General features: G+C 48.7%; 15 protein-coding genes. 8 read left to right on the forward strand and 7 right to left on the reverse strand.

Translation table 11 applies throughout. The features are described from left to right. Positions 1-56: 56 nt before the first annotated feature. Both rsmD and J9B83_RS11815 read right to left on the reverse strand, forming a co-directional pair. Entirely contained in the window at positions 57-659 is a 603-nt protein-coding gene (rsmD, locus tag J9B83_RS11810; RefSeq protein ID WP_211536951.1) for a 16S rRNA (guanine(966)-N(2))-methyltransferase RsmD, read from the reverse strand. Further along, positions 656-1,975, reverse strand: coding sequence for a peptidase M16 family protein (locus tag J9B83_RS11815; RefSeq protein ID WP_211536952.1), 1,320 nt, complete (start codon positions 1,973-1,975; stop codon positions 656-658). Before J9B83_RS11815 ends, rsmD begins: the two co-directional genes overlap by 4 nt. 172 nt (positions 1,976-2,147) lie before the next feature. Here J9B83_RS11815 and ftsY point away from each other — a divergent pair, with 172 nt between their 5' ends. The 4 genes from ftsY (at position 2,148) to rpoH (ending at position 6,149) form a co-directional block, all read left to right on the forward strand. Continuing rightward, positions 2,148-3,440, forward strand: coding sequence for a signal recognition particle-docking protein FtsY (gene ftsY, locus J9B83_RS11820; protein ID WP_211536953.1), 1,293 nt, complete (start codon positions 2,148-2,150; stop codon positions 3,438-3,440). Positions 3,441-3,468: 28 nt separating this feature from the next. Continuing rightward, positions 3,469-4,140 (forward strand): cell division ATP-binding protein FtsE, encoded by a 672-nt coding sequence (ftsE, locus tag J9B83_RS11825; RefSeq protein WP_211536954.1) that lies wholly within the window; start codon positions 3,469-3,471, stop codon positions 4,138-4,140. Further along, positions 4,140-5,147, forward strand: a complete 1,008-nt coding sequence (gene ftsX / locus J9B83_RS11830) for a permease-like cell division protein FtsX (protein ID WP_211536955.1) — start codon at positions 4,140-4,142, stop codon at positions 5,145-5,147. The genes ftsE and ftsX overlap by 1 nt, the downstream gene beginning before the upstream one ends. 129 nt (positions 5,148-5,276) lie before the next feature. After that, positions 5,277-6,149, forward strand: coding sequence for an RNA polymerase sigma factor RpoH (gene rpoH, locus J9B83_RS11835; protein ID WP_211536956.1), 873 nt, complete (start codon positions 5,277-5,279; stop codon positions 6,147-6,149). A gap of 75 nt (positions 6,150-6,224) precedes the next feature. On the opposite strand, the gene J9B83_RS11840 is transcribed toward rpoH, so the two are convergent. The 5 genes from J9B83_RS11840 to metK form a co-directional block, all read right to left on the reverse strand. Further along, positions 6,225-7,085: an energy transducer TonB gene (locus tag J9B83_RS11840; protein WP_211536957.1), complete on the reverse strand. Its 861-nt coding sequence runs from the start codon at positions 7,083-7,085 to the stop codon at positions 6,225-6,227. Between the two features lie 9 nt (positions 7,086-7,094). Beyond that, a complete protein-coding gene (gene gshB, locus J9B83_RS11845) occupies positions 7,095-8,039 on the reverse strand; it encodes a glutathione synthase (RefSeq protein ID WP_211536958.1) in 945 nt (314 codons plus the stop codon). A gap of 205 nt (positions 8,040-8,244) precedes the next feature. Then, positions 8,245-9,744 (reverse strand): TolC family outer membrane protein, encoded by a 1,500-nt coding sequence (locus J9B83_RS11850; RefSeq protein ID WP_211536959.1) that lies wholly within the window; start codon positions 9,742-9,744, stop codon positions 8,245-8,247. Positions 9,745-9,840: 96 nt separating this feature from the next. Continuing rightward, positions 9,841-10,572 (reverse strand): 16S rRNA (uracil(1498)-N(3))-methyltransferase, encoded by a 732-nt coding sequence (locus J9B83_RS11855; RefSeq protein ID WP_211536960.1) that lies wholly within the window; start codon positions 10,570-10,572, stop codon positions 9,841-9,843. 141 nt (positions 10,573-10,713) lie between these two features. Then, on the reverse strand, positions 10,714-11,877 hold the full coding sequence (gene metK / locus J9B83_RS11860; RefSeq protein ID WP_211536961.1) for a methionine adenosyltransferase: 1,164 nt from the start codon (positions 11,875-11,877) through the stop codon (positions 10,714-10,716). A gap of 366 nt (positions 11,878-12,243) precedes the next feature. Here metK and tkt point away from each other — a divergent pair, with 366 nt between their 5' ends. The 4 genes from tkt to fba all read left to right on the forward strand — a co-directional run bounded on the left by tkt (position 12,244) and on the right by fba (position 17,958). After that, positions 12,244-14,241, forward strand: a complete 1,998-nt coding sequence (gene tkt, locus J9B83_RS11865; RefSeq protein WP_211536962.1) for a transketolase — start codon at positions 12,244-12,246, stop codon at positions 14,239-14,241. A 126-nt stretch (positions 14,242-14,367) separates the two neighbouring features. After that, entirely contained in the window at positions 14,368-15,393 is a 1,026-nt protein-coding gene (locus J9B83_RS11870; RefSeq protein WP_211536963.1) for a type I glyceraldehyde-3-phosphate dehydrogenase, read from the forward strand. A gap of 67 nt (positions 15,394-15,460) precedes the next feature. Then, positions 15,461-16,624, forward strand: coding sequence for a phosphoglycerate kinase (locus J9B83_RS11875; protein ID WP_211536964.1), 1,164 nt, complete (start codon positions 15,461-15,463; stop codon positions 16,622-16,624). A 266-nt stretch (positions 16,625-16,890) separates the two neighbouring features. After that, positions 16,891-17,958 carry a class II fructose-bisphosphate aldolase gene (fba, locus tag J9B83_RS11880; protein WP_211536965.1) on the forward strand — a complete coding sequence of 356 codons (1,068 nt, stop codon included), beginning with the start codon at positions 16,891-16,893 and terminating at the stop codon, positions 17,956-17,958. The last annotated feature ends 39 nt before the right edge of the window (positions 17,959-17,997 follow it).

The raw sequence follows: 17,997 nt of genomic DNA on the forward strand, positions 1-17,997 counted from the left end.
TGCGATCCAGTGCGAGGTGATGACGCAAGCCCTCACACTGGTGCAACCTTTATTCTCTAGTCTTGATTCACTTCAAATAAACGATAGACCAATTGGCCTGCTGTTTTTTCTTTTTGTAATGACCAGTGATCAGGTAGCAGCGGAAGCTCGGCTTCCTTTTCCATTTCGATGTATACATGGGCGCGTTTTGCTAGCCAGCCTTTTTCCAACAAGGGAATGATCTGTCCCAGCCAACCTTTGCGAAATGGAGGATCGAGAAACACCATGTCCAGCGGTTGTGGTGTCGCAGAGTCGAGGTAGGCGGCGGCGTTTTGTGCTACAACGGTGGCATTGATTGCGTCTAATGTGGCTAAGTTGGCGTTCATTTGCTGGGTCACCACACGGGAATTGTCCACAAAGGTTACGTGTTTTGCACCGCGTGATAGGGCTTCTAATCCCAAGGCACCAGAACCACAAAAGAAATCCCCACACACAGCACCAGGCAGGTAAGGATTCACCCAGTTGAACAGCGTTTCTCGCACTCTATCGGGCGTGGGGCGCAGCCCTTCTATGTCTGGAACGGGTAATTGGCGCGAGCGCCATTCACCCGCGATAATGCGCAATTTTGAGGCTTTCGCCTTGCTCTTATTTGAGGCGTTGTTTAGCGGTTGTTTTTTCATTGGTAAATTTGAATCTCTTGATAAGACGAGGACAGTAATCGTTGCTGTAAAGCGGTTCGATAATCTTCAATCGTGAAGCTTTCGATGGCATTTTTGTAATCTTGTGTAAACTGCTGAAGCGGCAGTAGACCATCTTCGTGGGTAACCTGTGTTGCTAAGGTAGCCCACCAAGAAGGCGATAGAATTTGCTGCTCCAGATGGTCTTTAAAGGTAGAGAAATGCGTCTGGAAAAGAGTGTCATCGTTGGCCGAGGGCACCTGATGAGCAAACACAAACTGTTTGGCTTCGATAAAGGGCATCACTTTGGCGTTGATCTCACCGTTTTCTTCTGGTGGCAGTGGGTCAGTGAACGCTTGTTTGTGCTGTATATGCAATTGCGCCCAGGGACGTTTAGGCGATAACGTCAGTGCAAGTTGGACAAATTCCACCGAGGGCGACTTATTGAGTGCAGACATGAGATCCACTCCCCAAATTTGTAGGCTGATCCAATCTTGTATCGATGTGATTGGGGTAAACGCCAAGGCGCTGTGAGTTTGATAAAGTGTGCCAGTGCCTTTACGAATCACGGCACTGACATGCTCGATGGTGTTGCCTGCGTCTGTTGTTGCGAGGCGATAATCGCGGGTCAGCTTGTTTAAAGTGTCGTCGAGGGCACTCTTCGCCTCATCCGATAGATGACCCACCACATAAATCGCCGATGCTGAGTGCTTTAAGGTTTGATAGTAGCGATTGATTTGTTCTAAAGACAAAGGGGCGTTGCTTGGGTCTGGCGCTTCATCAAAAAATAGCAATTGCTCGAGATTTTGCTGCATGCTGACGAGGGAATTTTGTTGGCGTTGCCAGTTATCAAAAGTGCGTGGCTTAAAATCAGGGTTGTTCAGCCAGGTAGTCGCTAAGGCTAGAGTAGGCTCCAAGTAAGCCATTTCGTTGCTCAGGGTTAAACCGATGGTTTGCGTTTCATGGTCGTAATGGCTGTGTGCTTTGGCGGCTAAGGGCGCAAAACGTTGATTGATTGACGAGGTGCTAAGAGGCAGCGCATCGCTCATCAGCATGGCCAGAGTGGTGTCTACTAAAGCGCTGGGTTGGCTGGGTGCGCGAAAGGTAAAACGAAGCTCGAGTTTGTCGCTGTTTTGCCACGCGTCTTGATTGAGCCAAACCACTGGAACGCCGGAATCGGTTGTCCAGCGTTCGACCTTGGGTGTCGGCAAGGAACTGGTTGGCGCGGTGAGGTTTAACAGCCAAATCGCCAGCGTAGAAAACAACATGACCGCCGCTAATACTGGGCGGCTAAAGAGAGGTTTGTTGCTGTCAGCCATAATGAACCTTGAAGCGGTGAGTGTTGAGAAAAGGTTTGCGAAACTAAGCCTGTTAGCGAGCTAGAATGATGATAAAATACTCGTTTTTATGAGTCCATGTAGGCCGCGCTGTGGCTAATCATAGCATTTCAGCGGCGCTTGCTGCATCAGTCAAAATAAAGAGACCAATTGAATGGAAGTTGTTAATCAAATTATTGCTTTTTTTACGCCTTACTTAGGCGAATACGCTCGCTACGTGCCGGTCGCCATAGGCACGGTTTTAGCATTGATTGCGTTTGTTATCCGTCGCCGCTTCGTGAGCAAAATGAATGCAGATATTGCCGCCGCGAAGAAAAAGGATATAGAAGCGTCTAAAACACAGGACGAAGAAGAAAAGCCGTCGGAAACCGCCGCGGTGGAAGTCGAAACCATCACGACGGTCGCGTCTGACAAGACTGATGACAAGGTTGAAGTTGAAAAGCGGGATGAAACCAAGGCCGAACCGGTAAAACCAGAGACTCAATCAGTCACCGTACCCGCTGAGACAGAACCCAAAGCGCCGACCTTATCTTGGGCGCAGCGTATTAAATCTGGCTTGTCGCGCACGCGCAGCGGTCTAGGCAATGGTTTGTCCTCGGTGATTGGCGCCAGCAAGAAGGTCGACGACGATTTATTGGAAGAGCTAGAGACGCAATTGTTGACCGCCGATGTGGGCATCGATGCGACTCAAGCGCTTATCGCGGGATTAACCGACAAACTTAATCGCAAAGAATTGAAAAACGCAGACGCTCTGATCAGTCATTTAAAAGCCGATATGGAAGGCATTTTGAGTGAGTCACAGCAAGTATTAAACCCTACCAGCTCAGAAGGACCTTTTGTTATTTTAATGGTCGGCGTGAATGGTGTGGGTAAAACCACCACCATTGGCAAACTGGCGAAAAAATATCAGGCTGAAGGCAAAAGTGTTATGTTGGCGGCGGGCGATACTTTCCGTGCCGCGGCAGTTGAGCAACTTCAAGTGTGGGGCGAACGCAACAATGTGCCTGTTGTCGCGCAGCACACTGGGGCGGATTCAGCGTCGGTGATTTATGACGCGATTGAATCGGCAAAAGCCAAAGGGGTAGACATTGTTATTGCTGACACCGCAGGGCGTTTGCAAAATAAAGCCAATTTGATGAATGAATTATCAAAAGTCGTCCGAGTGATGAAAAAGCTGGACGTGCATGCGCCGCACGAAGTGATGCTGGTGCTGGACGCTGGCACGGGGCAAAATGCCATCAGTCAGGCGAAACTCTTTTCAGAAGCGGTGGGTGTGACGGGCATTACGCTAACCAAGTTGGATGGCACCGCCAAAGGCGGGATTATTTTCGCCATCGCCAAGCAATTTGCATTGCCGATACGCTACATTGGTGTGGGCGAGCAAGCCGATGATTTGCGTCCCTTTGTAGCGCAAGAGTTTGTGGATGCCTTGTTCGATCATGAGTGAGTTTCTAATTTAAGGATGCTGGTCTAGCGTGGAAATCGAATTTCAACGAGTGGGTAAAAAGTACGAGAGCGGGCAAGAAGCCTTGTCGCAGGTGAGTTTTCATTTGCAACAGGGTGAAATGGCGTTTCTTACTGGGCATTCGGGAGCGGGCAAAAGCACCCTAATGAAACTCATGATGATGATTGAACGCCAAACGTCGGGGCAGATTATTGTCGATGGCGTCGACCTTCGTACGTTAAGCCGACGGGCGATTCCGCAACACCGGCGTCGTGTTGGCGTGGTGTTTCAAAACCATCAGTTGTTGTTTGATCGAAGTGTGTTTCACAATGTGGCGTTGCCGTTGCAAGTGAGTGGCGCGGATCCACAACAAATTGCCAAACGCGTTCGAGCGGCGTTGGACAAAGTGGGGTTATTGGATAAGGAAAAATACAATCCGATGGCCTTGTCCGGGGGCGAACAACAACGTGTTGGCATCGCCAGAGCCGTTGTTAACAAGCCCCAGTTACTGCTCGCCGATGAACCGACAGGGAACCTAGACCCTAAATTATCGGCTGAGATTATGAACCTCTTTCAAGAATTTAATCGCGTTGGGGTAACCGTGTTGGTTGCCAGCCATGATTTAGCCTTGGTGGCGCGCATGCGTCATCGCGTGTTGACGCTAAGCCAAGGTCGAATGGTCAGTGGCGGAGGGTTTGGTTGATGACACAAAAGCCTAACCAACGTGGTGCCACGCGGGAGTCGATCAAAGCGACTCAGCACCACTGGCCGACGCGCTCGGCATTTCAGCCCGGTAAGTATTTGCGACAACATCAAGCTACGCTCACCGAAAGCTTTATGCGACTGCTCAGCTATCCGTTGGCCAGCGTGATGACGGTGATGGTGATTGCCATTGCCTTGTCTTTGCCCGGTGGTCTGTATGTGTTGCTGAAAAATGTCCATTCGGTCACAGACCAATGGGAGCAACAATCGGTAATTACCCTGTATCTTTTTCCCGAATTAGAAGACACCCAAGCGTTGGCCTTGTCTCATCGATTGTCTGCTCAAGCCGATATCGCTTCGGTAGAATACATTTCAAAAGAAGAGGGCTTACGGTATTTTGAGCGCTCCAGCGGCTATGAACAAATTATGTCGTCTTTACCGGAAAACCCCTTGCCTATTGTGTTGCGGGTGATTCCCAAAGCGGATGTGGATGTGTCGACTTTGCCGAGCTTACAGGCATTGCGCGATCAATTGGCGTCGCAAAAAGAGGTGGATTACGCCGAATTGGATGCACAATGGTTACAGCGTCTTGCGAATATACTGAGTTTTGGTCAGCGTTTTGTGTACGCTTTGTCGGTGTTGCTGGTGGTGGCCGTGTTGTTGATCGTGGGAAACACCATTCGTATGGCGGTGGAAAGTCGCCGCAATGAAGTGCTGGTGATGAAGTTAGTTGGCGCCACTGACGCTTACATTCGACGCCCTTTTTTATACATGGGTTTTTGGTTCGGCGTATTGGGTGGTTTTTTCGCTAGCCTTTGTATTCTCTTGCTTAGCTGGTGGGTGAGCAGTCCGGCACAACGCTTGATTGAGCTCTATCAAAGCGGGTTGCAGTTACAGACTTTTAATGCAGATGAGATTGTTTTATGTTTAACTATTAGCGCGTTTGTTGGTGTGATAGGAGCCTGGATAGCAGTGAGCCGCCATATCGCAAACATTGAACTGCAGTGATGACACAGGCGACGATCACTACAAAGATAATAGCCATGATTTATTCTTATTTAAGTCACACACCCGCAGATGTTACTTGCTAGTATTTTGCCATAGACAGAATAAACCCTAAGAAAGGTGGACACAGAGATGAGTAAAGCTCTCCAACCTACGGACATGATGATTCCAGGTCAAAACCTTGAGTCTTACATACAAGCCGTCAGCCGAATTCCAATTTTAACCGCTGATGAAGAAAAGACCCTCGCTGAGCGTCTTTATTACAAAGAAGATTTAGAAGCGGCACGAACCTTGGTTATGTCGCATTTGCGTTTTGTTGTACACATCGCGAAAAGTTACTCTGGCTACGGTTTGGCCCAGGGCGATTTGATTCAAGAAGGCAACGTCGGCTTGATGAAGGCAGTGAAACGTTTTAATCCGGAAGTGGGTGTGCGTCTTGTGTCTTTTGCGGTGCATTGGATTAAGGCAGAAATACACGAATTTATCTTGAAAAACTGGCGTATCGTGAAAGTCGCGACCACTAAAGCACAGCGTAAAATGTTTTTTAATTTGCGCAGTGCGAAAAAGACATTATCTTGGTTTAGTAATTCCGAAGTAGAGTCTGTGGCCAGTGATTTAGGCGTGACACCGGAAACCGTTCGACAAATGGAAGGACGCTTGAGCTCTTCTGATATGGCCTTTGACGCCTCAGCGGATGACGATGATGAGAGCGCTTACCAAGCACCGTCTCAGTATCTGGAAGATCATCGTGCAGATCCGGCGACCTTGCTGGAAAACGGCAATTGGGAAGAAGATTCTAATCAGAGATTGGAATTGGCCATGGCCGATCTTGATGAACGTAGCCGTAATATCTTGGTTCAACGTTGGTTGTCTGATGCGAAATCTACTTTGCATGAATTGGCCGATGAATACGGCGTGTCAGCAGAACGTATTCGACAACTTGAAAAGAACGCCATGAAGAAAATACGCCTTGCTATGGGCGATGGTCAGTTCGATTATTCATAGACAATGCTTGGCATTTAGCAAAAGCACACATCGAAAGCCCTCCACTGTGAGGGCTTTTTTTTGGTGGAAAAAAAGTTATTGGCTACGCAGCTGATTGCCGGATACAAAGCGCCAAGTACGAATGATCTCTAGTTTATCCACTTCTTTTTTCAACTCACTGGGGAAGGTTTGAAACGGCTCGGCTAGGCGTACTATGCGCATGGCGGCATCGTCTAATACGCGAATGCCAGAAGAGTGCAGCACTTCAATGTCATCCACATAGCCGTTCGGCAGCAAGATCACTGCAAGTCGCAATTCGCCGTAGAGATGGTTGCGTTTGGCTTCTTCTGGGTAATGTATGTTGCCAATGCGTTCGATTCGGCGTCGCCAGTCGTCCAGATATTGGGCGTCTACAGCGGCTTTGGCGGATACCGAGGTAAGTCGCCTTACTCTGGGGCGTTTGGCATAGGCTTGGCGTTGTTGGTCGAGCAAGGCTTCTAATGTGGCGATGTCGTTGGAAATATGACTAGGAATCTGCGTTTCACCGCGAAACTGCTCTTCTAAGGTTTTGGGTTGGTCTTCCATGTCATTAACGACTTCAAACACCGCTTCTTGGTCACGGTTTGCTATTAACTGCGGTTGATCAATGGGATCAGCTGACGCCAGCTGGGGCTGTACTGGCGGCGAAATATCTTGAATGGTATCCGACAGGAAACGGGTGTTTTCTGTGGTGGTGAGCTTTTGCTTACGCAGCTCGGTGCCACTGGCCTGTTGATTGGCTTGAGCAATGAAGTCTGCTTCGGTAGGCGCCTTGCTCGTGTGCTGAACCAGGGTGATTTCTAAGGTTTTTGGTTTGGGAGTAGGTGAGGAAAAATCGAAACCAATGATCATCACCATGAGCGCATGAACGCTAATGGCGATGAACAAGGTAATGGAGAATTTATCTATGACTCGCATGAAATCAGACTAAAGGCGCTTCTCGATGGCTTCGATTAATTGCATGGCGATGTTCAGATCAAATTGAGTGTCAAGCTCACGCACGCATGTTGGGCTGGTGACGTTTATTTCAGTTAGGTAATCGCCAATCACATCGAGTCCGACAAACATTAAGTTCTTTTCTTTTAGGGAAGGAATTACCTGATCACAGATCCAGCGATCGCGATCTGATAAAGGACGACCTTCACCACGACCACCGGCAGCCAAGTTACCGCGAGTTTCGCCAGATGCCGGAATCCGCGCCAAGGCGTAAGGCACAGGCACACCATCGACAACCAAAATACGCTTATCCCCTTGTTTGATTTCAGGGATAAACTTTTGCGCCATGATTTGTTCTGCGCCCATGTTGGTCAGGGTTTCAATGATCACACTGACGTTTGAATCATCGGGTTTAAGGCGAAAAATAGAAGTACCGCCCATGCCGTCTAGGGGTTTGAAAATCACATCGCCATGTTCTTTGTGGAAGGCTTTAAGCAGGTCGGCACGGCGTGTGACCAAGACTTCAGGGCAACATTGTGGAAATTGGGTAGCGAAGAGCTTTTCGTTGCAGTCGCGTAGGCTTTTAGGGTCGTTAACGACCATGGCACCATCGCGTTCGGCTTGTTCTAAAATCATGGTGCTGTAGACAAATTCGCTGTCGAACGGAGGATCTTTGCGCATCAAGATCACATCCAATTCCCCAAGAGCCATTTTAGTTTCGTCGCCCAGGTCGTAAAAGTGTGCTGGATCACGATGAACCGTCAGTGGGCGTGTCATCGCGAATGCTTTGCCCTTGTCTAGGAAGAGGTCTTTTTGCTCCATGTAAATCAGCTGCCAGCCTTTTTCAGCCGCTGCCCATAACATGGCCAATGAGGTGTCTTTTTTGTAATTAATGGACGAAATAGGGTCCATCACGATGCCGAGTTTAATAGTCATAAAGAGTCCTAAAACAAGCTGCTGCCCAGAGGGCCTATAAAGTTTGTTGGTGTGGGTTGATGCTATAGAAATATGGGGGCGCTGAGAAGAAAAAACACCCACCACAAGCAGATAGTTTGTTTGATGGGGTTTGGAATAGAATTTGGGATAGAAGAAGAGGGAATCGATAATGCGGCATGGCAATTATCGATTCCACAAAGCGTTGCTACCAAGAATCCGAATCTTGTCCTGCGTCTAGAAACAAATCACTTTCTTGTAGGTCGGTTGTGCCTGTTGGACTGGCTGGTTCTGGCGCAATGATCTCTTCAGTAATGGTACTTTCCGCTGCTTTTAGTTCTTCAATCGCGGTTGGCGCTGGTGTTTCAGGGATTTCCAGCTTAATGAACTCGTCTTCAAAGTCAAGCAGTTGTGGGCGATAAATACGAAAAGCGCGCATCAACTCGCCTTTTGCGTTAAATAAGCGAAACTCAGAGAACAACTGATCGTAATCCGCATTCACATAATCTTGGCGGGCTTGGAACAATTCGTTTTCACTGTCCAAAACATCCAGCAAGGTACGACGACCTAAACGAAATTGTTTTTCATACGCCAGCTGGGATTCTTTCGTGGCGATGACGTATTTTTTCAAAAAGTCTTTTTGACGATTCGTCGCTTCATACGCGGCCCAAGACAAGCGAACGGTCAATTCGGTATCGCGAATGGTTTTACGGCGAATTTCTTCTGCCTGCACGCTTTGCTGCACCACGGCTTCTTTTCTGCGTTTGTAGGTGCCGCCGCTGTACAGGTTGTAATTCAATCGAATCATGGCGAGCAAGTCTTCACTCGGGCCTTCGTCACCGTCAATGTTGTTGTCCCATGTACGCTCTAAGACAAAATCAATGGTGGGGTATTTTTCTGATTCGGTGACTTTTTCTAAACTCTTAGTGGCTTCGATGTCCCAGTAAGCACCCTCGATAGCAGGGTTTTTTTGCAGCGATACGTTAATAGCCGACTCAAGATCTTCTGGAATTAAGTCGTTGTCAGGTACTGGGTAAATTAACTCTTCTGGTGGCATTTCGCCAACAATGTTGTTGTAGTTACTTTCGGCGTTAATCAGGTTATTAACCGCTGAGGCGTAATTTGCATTGGCTTTAGCAAGGCGAGCGGTGATCTGGTTTAAATCCGAAAGGCGGCCAATGCCCGAGTCGCTTTTAAGCTTAATTTGCCCATAAATTCGATCATGGGCTTCTAAATTGAGCTCTGCTAAAGCGACCAGTTCACGATAACGTAAAATGTTGGCATACACTTGAGCGACTTCTAGTGCGGTGTTTTCAACCGCGATCAAGGCGCTCCAGCGATTTGCTTCGGCTTCGCTGTTCAGTCGTTTCACATCGTTCTTGGTGGAAAAGCCATCAAAAATAGGCTGGTTCAACGACAGAGTTAATTCTCGACGAGTCAGACTGATGTCGCTGGAAGAGGATTCATCGGCGTAAGTGGTTTCGTGACCGATACCTGCGGATAAGTCCACGCTAGGGTAGTAGCCAGAACGACGTGCAATGTCGGCTTCTTCCTGAGATTCACGATAAGTCGCAATGGCTTGCCTGACGGTTGGGCTGTTTTCTATGGCGGTGTAAGTTGCTTGCTCAAGTGTAATGGCACTTACTTGAGCGGATAAAAGTGTCGCTCCAATACAAACACTGCAGGTCATTGCTATTCGGTAAAACATGTCATCACCTTTTCCTTAATTTTGCCTGTATTGATCATAAAGCCATTTACGTGCCGATTATGTATCTATTCTGTTTTATTCTGCGGGAACGCGTATTTAAATATCGCCCCATAAGGCATTGATTACGCTGAGGGCAACCACAGGCGCGGTTTCAGTTCGCAGTACTCTAGGGCCTAGCGTAATGGCGCTAAAGCCTGATTTTTCAGCATGTTGTACTTCGTTTTCCGTTAATCCGCCTTCTGGGCCGATTAATAATGCGATGTCATTATGATTAGGTTTTTCGAAAAGACGAATGGGTTTTGCACTATGATGATGCAAAGTGAGCTTTAACATATTGTTACATTTCTCGACCCAGTCGTTCAACTCAATGGGAGCGTGTACGGTGGGCACCCATCCACGACCACATTGTTCTGCCGCACTGATGGCCACTTGTTGCCAATGCTGCTGGCGTTTTTCCGCGCGGCTGTCTTGCAGTTTGACTTCGCAACGCTCGCTAAAAAGAGGTTGAATAGCGTACACACCAGCTTCGACGGATTTTTGAATGGCGTAGTCCATGCGCTCGCCTCTAGACAGGGTTTGCCCAATGGTGACGCGAATGGGCGATTCGTTTTCTAACGCTTCATAATCGTGAATACGAATGCTGGCGCTGCGTTTTTCCACCTCAATCAACACCGCATTGAACTGACCACCTTTGCCATTAAATACCCGCAATGGATGATCGCTTTTTAACCGCAGCACTTTACACAGATGCTGAAAAGACGCGTCGGGCAAGGCAAGGGTGGTGTTCTCATTGAGTTCGGCATCGATATAAATTCTGGGAATCCGCATGCGTTGTCCTGTAAAGCGTCAAATAAAGAGAGGATAAAAAGGTAATGTGAAGGCACAAAAAAGCCTTCATCTACGGGCCGCGATTCAACTTAGGTTGAATCGCGTGAGCAGAAGAAGGCTTTATAACGGAAAATCAGGAAATTATAAACCCGCGGCTTTACGCAATGCGTCGGCTTTGTCGGTTCTTTCCCATGTGAAGTTGTCACCTTCACGACCAAAGTGACCGTAGGCCGCCGTTGGTAAGTAAATTGGGCGTTTAAGATCCAGCATCTTGATCAGACCTGCTGGGCGCAATTCGAAGTGCTCACGCACCAATTGAGAAATCAGCGCATCGCTGACCTTGCCAGTGCCAAAGGTGTTGATGCTGATGGACGTTGGTTCGGCCACACCGATGGCGTAAGAGATTTGAATTTCGCACTTGTCTGCTAAACCGGCTGCAACGATGTTTTTCGCTACATAACGACCCGCGTACGCCGCAGAGCGATCCACTTTAGACGGATCTTTACCTGAGAAGGCACCGCCACCGTGACGAGCCATGCCGCCGTACGTATCAACGATGATTTTACGGCCAGTTAGACCGCAATCGCCTACAGGGCCGCCGATGATGAATTGGCCTGTTGGGTTGATAAAGTACTTGGTGTCTTTCGATAGCCATTCTGCTGGTAGAACCGGCTTGATGATTTCTTCCATCACGGCTTCACGAAGGTCGGCTTGTTTTACTGCCGCGCTGTGTTGCGTCGACAAAACTACCGCGTCGATAGCGCAAGGCTTACCATTTTCATCGTAGCGGAAGGTCACTTGGCTTTTCGCGTCTGGGCGCAAGAAATCCAGCGTGCCGTTTTTACGTACTTCGGCTTGGCGCTGAACCAAACGGTGTGCGTAGGTGATAGGGGCGGGCATTAATACGTCGGTTTCGTTGGTAGCAAAACCAAACATCAAACCTTGGTCGCCGGCGCCTTGCTCTTTTTCGCTGGCTTCGTCGACGCCCACGGCAATGTCAGATGACTGCTTGCCAATAGCGTTCATGACCGCACAGGATTCCCAATCGAAGCCCATGTCTGAGCTGTTGTAACCGATTTCACGAATCACGCCACGGGCGATTTCTTCGATATCAACCCACGCATTGGTACGCACTTCGCCAGCGACTAAAACCATGCCGGTTTTTACCAGTGTTTCACAAGCTACGCGGGCTTCGGAGTCTTCCGCTAAGATCGCATCCAAAATGGCATCGGATACTTGGTCGGCGATTTTATCAGGGTGACCTTCTGATACGGATTCAGAAGTAAATAAAGAATATTCGGACATGAGAAAAATTTCCTCTTTAGCTGAGTGAGTCGCTAAACAGGCATAAAAAAACCTGTTTGGCATAAAAATACTAAACAGGTCTTATCTGAATCTGTTTAGCTGAATTTATATAGCGTCCGCAAGCCGAGACAAATCGACGCTTTAAGCGGTGGATAATGAACCAGTGTTGGTCAAATATCAACCCAGACACGGGATTTTAATGAGGCAAAGTGAGGATTTTTTGTTAGGATGGTGCGTAAATTACTGTTGTTTCATTTTCTTTGCCCAATGTTTGGGCGTTACTGTGCTGCCAGCATTGCATGGTGCGGTTATCCCGTAGAAAATGTTGCTTCTATTGTTCGTTAAGCCATCAGGAGTGGAATAACCATGTCGTCTCGGAAACAACTTGCTAACGCCATACGTGCATTGAGTATGGATGCGGTACAAAAAGCCAATTCAGGTCACCCAGGTGCGCCAATGGGCATGGCGGATATCGCTGAAGTGCTGTGGAACGATTTTCTTAAGCACAACCCAAACAATTCCAAATGGGTAGATCGTGACCGTTTTATTTTGTCTAACGGCCATGGTTCCATGCTTATTTATTCTTTGTTGCATTTGTCTGGTTACAAGTTGCCCATTGAAGAGCTGAAACAATTCCGCCAATTGCATTCTAAAACACCGGGTCACCCAGAATACGGTTACACCGATGGCGTAGAAACGACGACTGGCCCATTGGGCGCAGGCATCAGCAATGCTGTAGGCATGGCGATTGCCGAGAAAACCTTGGCGGCGCAGTTTAACCGCGAAGGCCACAATGTGGTTGACCATAACACCTACTGCTTTTTAGGCGATGGTTGTTTGATGGAAGGCATTTCCCACGAAGCTTGTTCATTAGCCGGTACCTTGGGCTTGGGCAAGTTAGTGGCATTTTGGGATGACAACGGCATTTCGATCGATGGTCATGTGGAAGGCTGGTTTACAGACGACACACCAAAGCGTTTTGAATCCTACGGCTGGCACGTAATTGCCAATGTCGACGGACACGATCCGGTTGCCATTAAAGCGGCGATTGAAGCGGCGAAAGCCGAAACCAGCAAGCCAACATTGATTTGCTGCAAAACCGTCATTGGTTTTGGTTCCCCTAACAAATCTGGCAGCCACGATTGCCATGGCGCACCATTGGGCGACGCTGAAATCGCGGCGGCTCGTGAATTCCTTGGCTGGCCACACGCGCCGTTTGAAATTCCTGCTGATGTGTATCAAGGTTGGGATGCCAAAGAAGCGGGCTCTGCTCGTGAAGCGGAGTGGGATGCAAAATTTTCTGCTTACCAAGCGGCTTACCCAGAATTGGCGGCCGAGTTCGAACGTCGTGTTGTGAAAGGCGAATTGCCTGCGGACTTCGAAGCGAAAGCGCAAGCCTTCGTTCAAGAATGCCAAGATAAAGGCGAGAACATCGCCAGTCGTAAAGCGTCACAAAACGCCATCGGTGCCTTTGGTGCTATCTTGCCTGAGTTACTCGGCGGTTCAGCCGACCTTGCGGGCTCTAATTTGACCTTGTGGTCTGGCTCAAAAGGCATTCAAGACGACGCGGCGGGTAACTACATTTACTACGGTGTGCGTGAATTTGGTATGAGCGGCATTATGAACGGCGTGTCTTTGCACGGCGGTTTCATCAATTACGGTGCGACCTTCATGATGTTCATGGAATATGCCCGTAATGCGGTACGTATGTCAGCGTTGATGGGCATTCAGAACGTGTTTGTTTACACGCACGATTCCATCGGTCAGGGCGAAGATGGCCCTACGCACCAGCCGGTTGAGCAGCTTGCTAACCTACGTATGACGCCAAACATGTCTGTATGGCGTCCATGTGATGCGGCGGAAACCGCGGTGGCATGGAAAGCGTCTATCGAACGTCGTGACGGCCCTACGTCATTGGTGTTTTCTCGCCAGGGTCTGCCTGCTCAGATTCGTAGCGCAGAGCAATTGTCTGATGTGGCGAAGGGTGGTTATATTCTGCAAGATTGCGCTGGCACGCCAGATTTGATCTTGATCGCGACGGGCTCAGAAGTGGCTCTTGCCATGGCATCGGCCGAAGTATTGAGCATGAACGGCAAAAAAGTACGCGTAGTGTCCATGCCGTCGACCAATGTGTTTGACGCACAAGATGCGGCATACAAAGAGTCTGTTTTGCCAAGCGCTGTGACCAAGCGTGTTGCCATTGAAGCGGCGCATGTGGATTTCTGGTACAAGTACGTAGGCTTCGAAGGCGCCATCGTTGGTATGACCACCTTTGGTGAGTCTGCGCCAGGTGGTGATTTGATGAAGCATTTCGGCTTCACCGTGGACAATGTGGTTGAAACAGCAGAAAGCTTGCTGGCTTAATCGCTTTGACTAATCAGAAAAGAGGCGTGCGTTTGTACGCCTCTTTTTTGTCTTCCTCTTTTTTAATTAAAAGAAGCGATGAGGGCAAGATCCGTCGTTTCTTGTTTGCGATGAAGTAGTGGGAATATGTTGCGAGTCGCTATAAATGGTTATGGCCGGATCGGGCGCTCAGTGTTACGAGCCTTGTATGAAAATGGCTACCGCGATCACATTCAAGTGGTGGCGATCAATGAATTGTCCGACATCGAGACAATCAGTTATCTCACGCGCTATGACACCACTCATGGCCGCTTTCCTAAGCCGGTTTCGGTAGACAACAATGCTTTATTAATCGGTGACGATGCGATTTTATGTTTTGCGTGCGCGACGCCGAACGAGCTTGATTGGTCGGCATTAGAATTGGATTTGGTGCTGGAATGTTCCGGTAGTTTTTCGGGACGCGATGGCGCTCAAGCCTATTTGGACGCGGGTGTACCTAGGCTATTATTGTCGCAACCTGCGGCGGCCGATGTGGATGCCACCATCGTTTATGGCTTCAATCATCAAGACATCCATGCCAACCATGACATTGTTTCGGCGGCGTCTTGTACTACGAATTGCTTGATTCCCGTGTTGGATGTGGTGAAACAATTCGCCGGCGTGGCTCATGGCATGACGCAAACCATCCACTCGGCGATGAATGATCAGCCGGTGATCGACGGTTATCACACCAAAGACTTGCGATTGACCCGTGCTGCCTTGAGTTCCATTATTCCTGTTGATACGGGTCTGGCGAGAGGCATTACGCGGATGATGCCCGAATTTGACGGCAAGATGGGTTGTAATGCGGTGCGTGTGCCGACATTGAATGTTTCTGTGATTGACCTAGTATTAAGTACGGAAAGTCCGGTGACCGTTGAGCAAATTAACGCCCAGCTAGAACAGGCCTCTAAGACCCAATACGCCGGATTGATGGGCTTTACCAAAGAAGCCCATGCGTCCGTCGATTTTAATCACGACCCACGTTCTGTCATCATCGACAGCACCCAAACCCAGGTAATTGATGGTTGCATGGTGAAGCTGTTGTGTTGGTTCGACAATGAATGGGGTTACGCCAATCGAATGCTGGACGTGGCCAAACACTGGGCTGCCGTCATCGATCAGGCCGAATAATCGCTTTGTATAAAACATGAATAACAGACAAAACCCATTGAAACAGTAAACGACGAGGACACCGTACATGACAGTAGTGAATATGAAAGATCTAGATCTGACGAATAAGCGCGTATTGATTCGTGAAGACTTAAACGTGCCAGTCAAAAATGGCAAGGTAAGCAGCGATGCGCGTATTCGTGCTGCCTTGCCAACTATTCAGTTGGCCTTGGCGGCGGGTGCTAAAGTCATGGTGATGTCTCACCTTGGACGTCCAACAGAAGGTCAATACGAAGAAGAATATTCGTTGCAGCCTGTTGCGACACATTTGGCGGGCTTGCTGGGTCAAGATGTGCCACTGGCCAAAGAATGGCTGGATGGCGTAAACGTCGAAGCGGGTCAGTTGGTGTTATTAGAAAACGTGCGTTTCAATGCGGGTGAGAAGAAAGACGACGAAGGTTTAGCGAAAAAAATGGCGGCCTTGTGTGACGTGTTTGTGATGGACGCTTTCGGTACAGCGCACCGTGCTCAAGCATCGACTCATGGTGTGGCGAAATTCGCTCCTATCGCCTGTGCTGGCCCTTTGTTGTCCGCTGAGTTAGAGGCATTAGAAAAAGCCTTAGCGAAGCCGGCGCGCCCTATGGCGGCGATTGTCGGTGGTTCTAAAGTATCGACTAAATTGACTGTGTTGGAATCCTTGTCCGACAAAGTCGATCAGCTTATCGTCGGTGGCGGTATCGCCAACACCTTCTTAGCCGCGGCGGGCTTTCCTGTGGGCAAATCTTTGTACGAAGAAGATTTAATTCCTCAAGCCAAAGCCTTAATGGCCAAAACCAGTATTCCACTACCAGAAGATGTGGTTGTGGCGACAGCGTTTGCGGCCGACGCCGAAGCGACGGTGAAAAATGCCGCTGATGTAGGCCCCGATGACATGATTCTAGACATTGGGCCAAAAGCCGCTGCGGCGTTTGCGGCTTTGTTGGAAGAGTCTAAAACCATTATTTGGAATGGCCCAGTGGGTGTGTTTGAATTCGATCAGTTTGGTGGCGGTACTAAGGCCTTGGCGATGGCCATTGCCAACAGCGACGGTTTTTCTATTGCGGGCGGTGGTGATACCTTAGCGGCAGTAGACAAATACGACATTGCCGAGCAAGTGTCCTACATTTCCACTGGCGGCGGCGCCTTTTTGGAATTTGTTGAAGGAAAAGTGCTTCCAGCGGTTGCGATGTTGGAATCACGCGCGCAAAATTAGTATCAAAGAATGGCAAAGATCGTTCTAAAGCAATTTATAAGTATTAAAAGGCGAAAAGCCTGCCTTGTCGGCACATACGTGTGTCGGCAAACACAAACTAGAGAGTGACCTATTTGGTGAAAGCCAAATGTGACAATAACGATAAGGCGTAAGCCACAGGGTGGGGTGTGAACTCTACCTTGATTAAAAAAATACTGAGTTGCTTAACACCACAGCTCAACCCGTTATCAATACAATCAAGACAAATTGTCAGAGGAAATCTTTTTATGCCTTTAATTAGTATGCGTCAACTACTCGATCATGCTGCGGAACACAGCTATGGTTTGCCAGCTTTTAATGTGAACAACATGGAGCAAGTAAAAGCCATCATGGAAGCGGCTAATGAAGTGAATTCACCTGTGATCATGCAGGCGTCTGCTGGCGCTCGTAAATACGCTGGCTCACACTTCCTACGTCACCTTATTGCCGCAGCGATTGAAGACTATCCACACATTCCTGTTGTGATGCACCAAGACCACGGCACATCGCCTGCGATCTGTCAGCGTTCGATTCAACTTGGTTTCTCCTCTGTCATGATGGACGGCTCTTTGATGTCTGATGGCAAAACCCCAGCGACTTACGATTACAACGTCGATGTGACTCGTCGTACGGTTGAATTCGCTCACGCGTGTGGCGTGTCAGTGGAAGGGGAGTTGGGTGTGCTGGGCTCGTTGGAAACCGGTGAAGCGGGCGAAGAAGATGGTGTTGGTGCGTCTGGTATTTTGACCATGGATCAAATGCTCACCGACCCACAAGAAGCCGTAGATTTTGTTAATGCAACAGGCATTGATGCCTTGGCGGTAGCCATTGGTACTAGCCATGGCGCATACAAGTTTACTCGTCCACCAACAGGCGATATTTTGGACATCGAGCGGATTGCTAAGATCGTCGAATTGTTGCCGAATACGCACATTGTGTTGCACGGTTCTTCTTCAGTGCCGCAAGATTGGTTAGAAATCATCAACGAGTATGGCGGTGAAATCCCAGAAACGTACGGCGTTCCTGTGGAAGAGATCGTCAAAGCGATCCGTTACGGTGTGCGTAAAGTGAACATAGACACAGATTTGCGTTTAGCAGCGACCGGTGCGATTCGTCGAAGCTTAGCGGAGCACAAAGGTAACTTTGATCCGCGTAAATACTTAACAGAAAGTATCCGTGCGATGAAAGCTGTGTGTATTGATCGCTACGAAGCCTTTGGCTGTGCTGGACAAGCCTCTCGCATTCATACTATGGATTTGGAAGAAATGGCGGTTCGTTACGAGCGTGGCGAATATTCTGATGGACGAGTTTTTTAAACCTCTTGATGGTGTGAAACGTCTTGTTTGTGGCGAGCG

Origin of the sequence: Marinomonas vulgaris (genome assembly GCF_018145875.1) — a bacterium.
Taxonomy (GTDB): Bacteria; Pseudomonadota; Gammaproteobacteria; order Pseudomonadales; family Marinomonadaceae; genus Marinomonas; species Marinomonas vulgaris.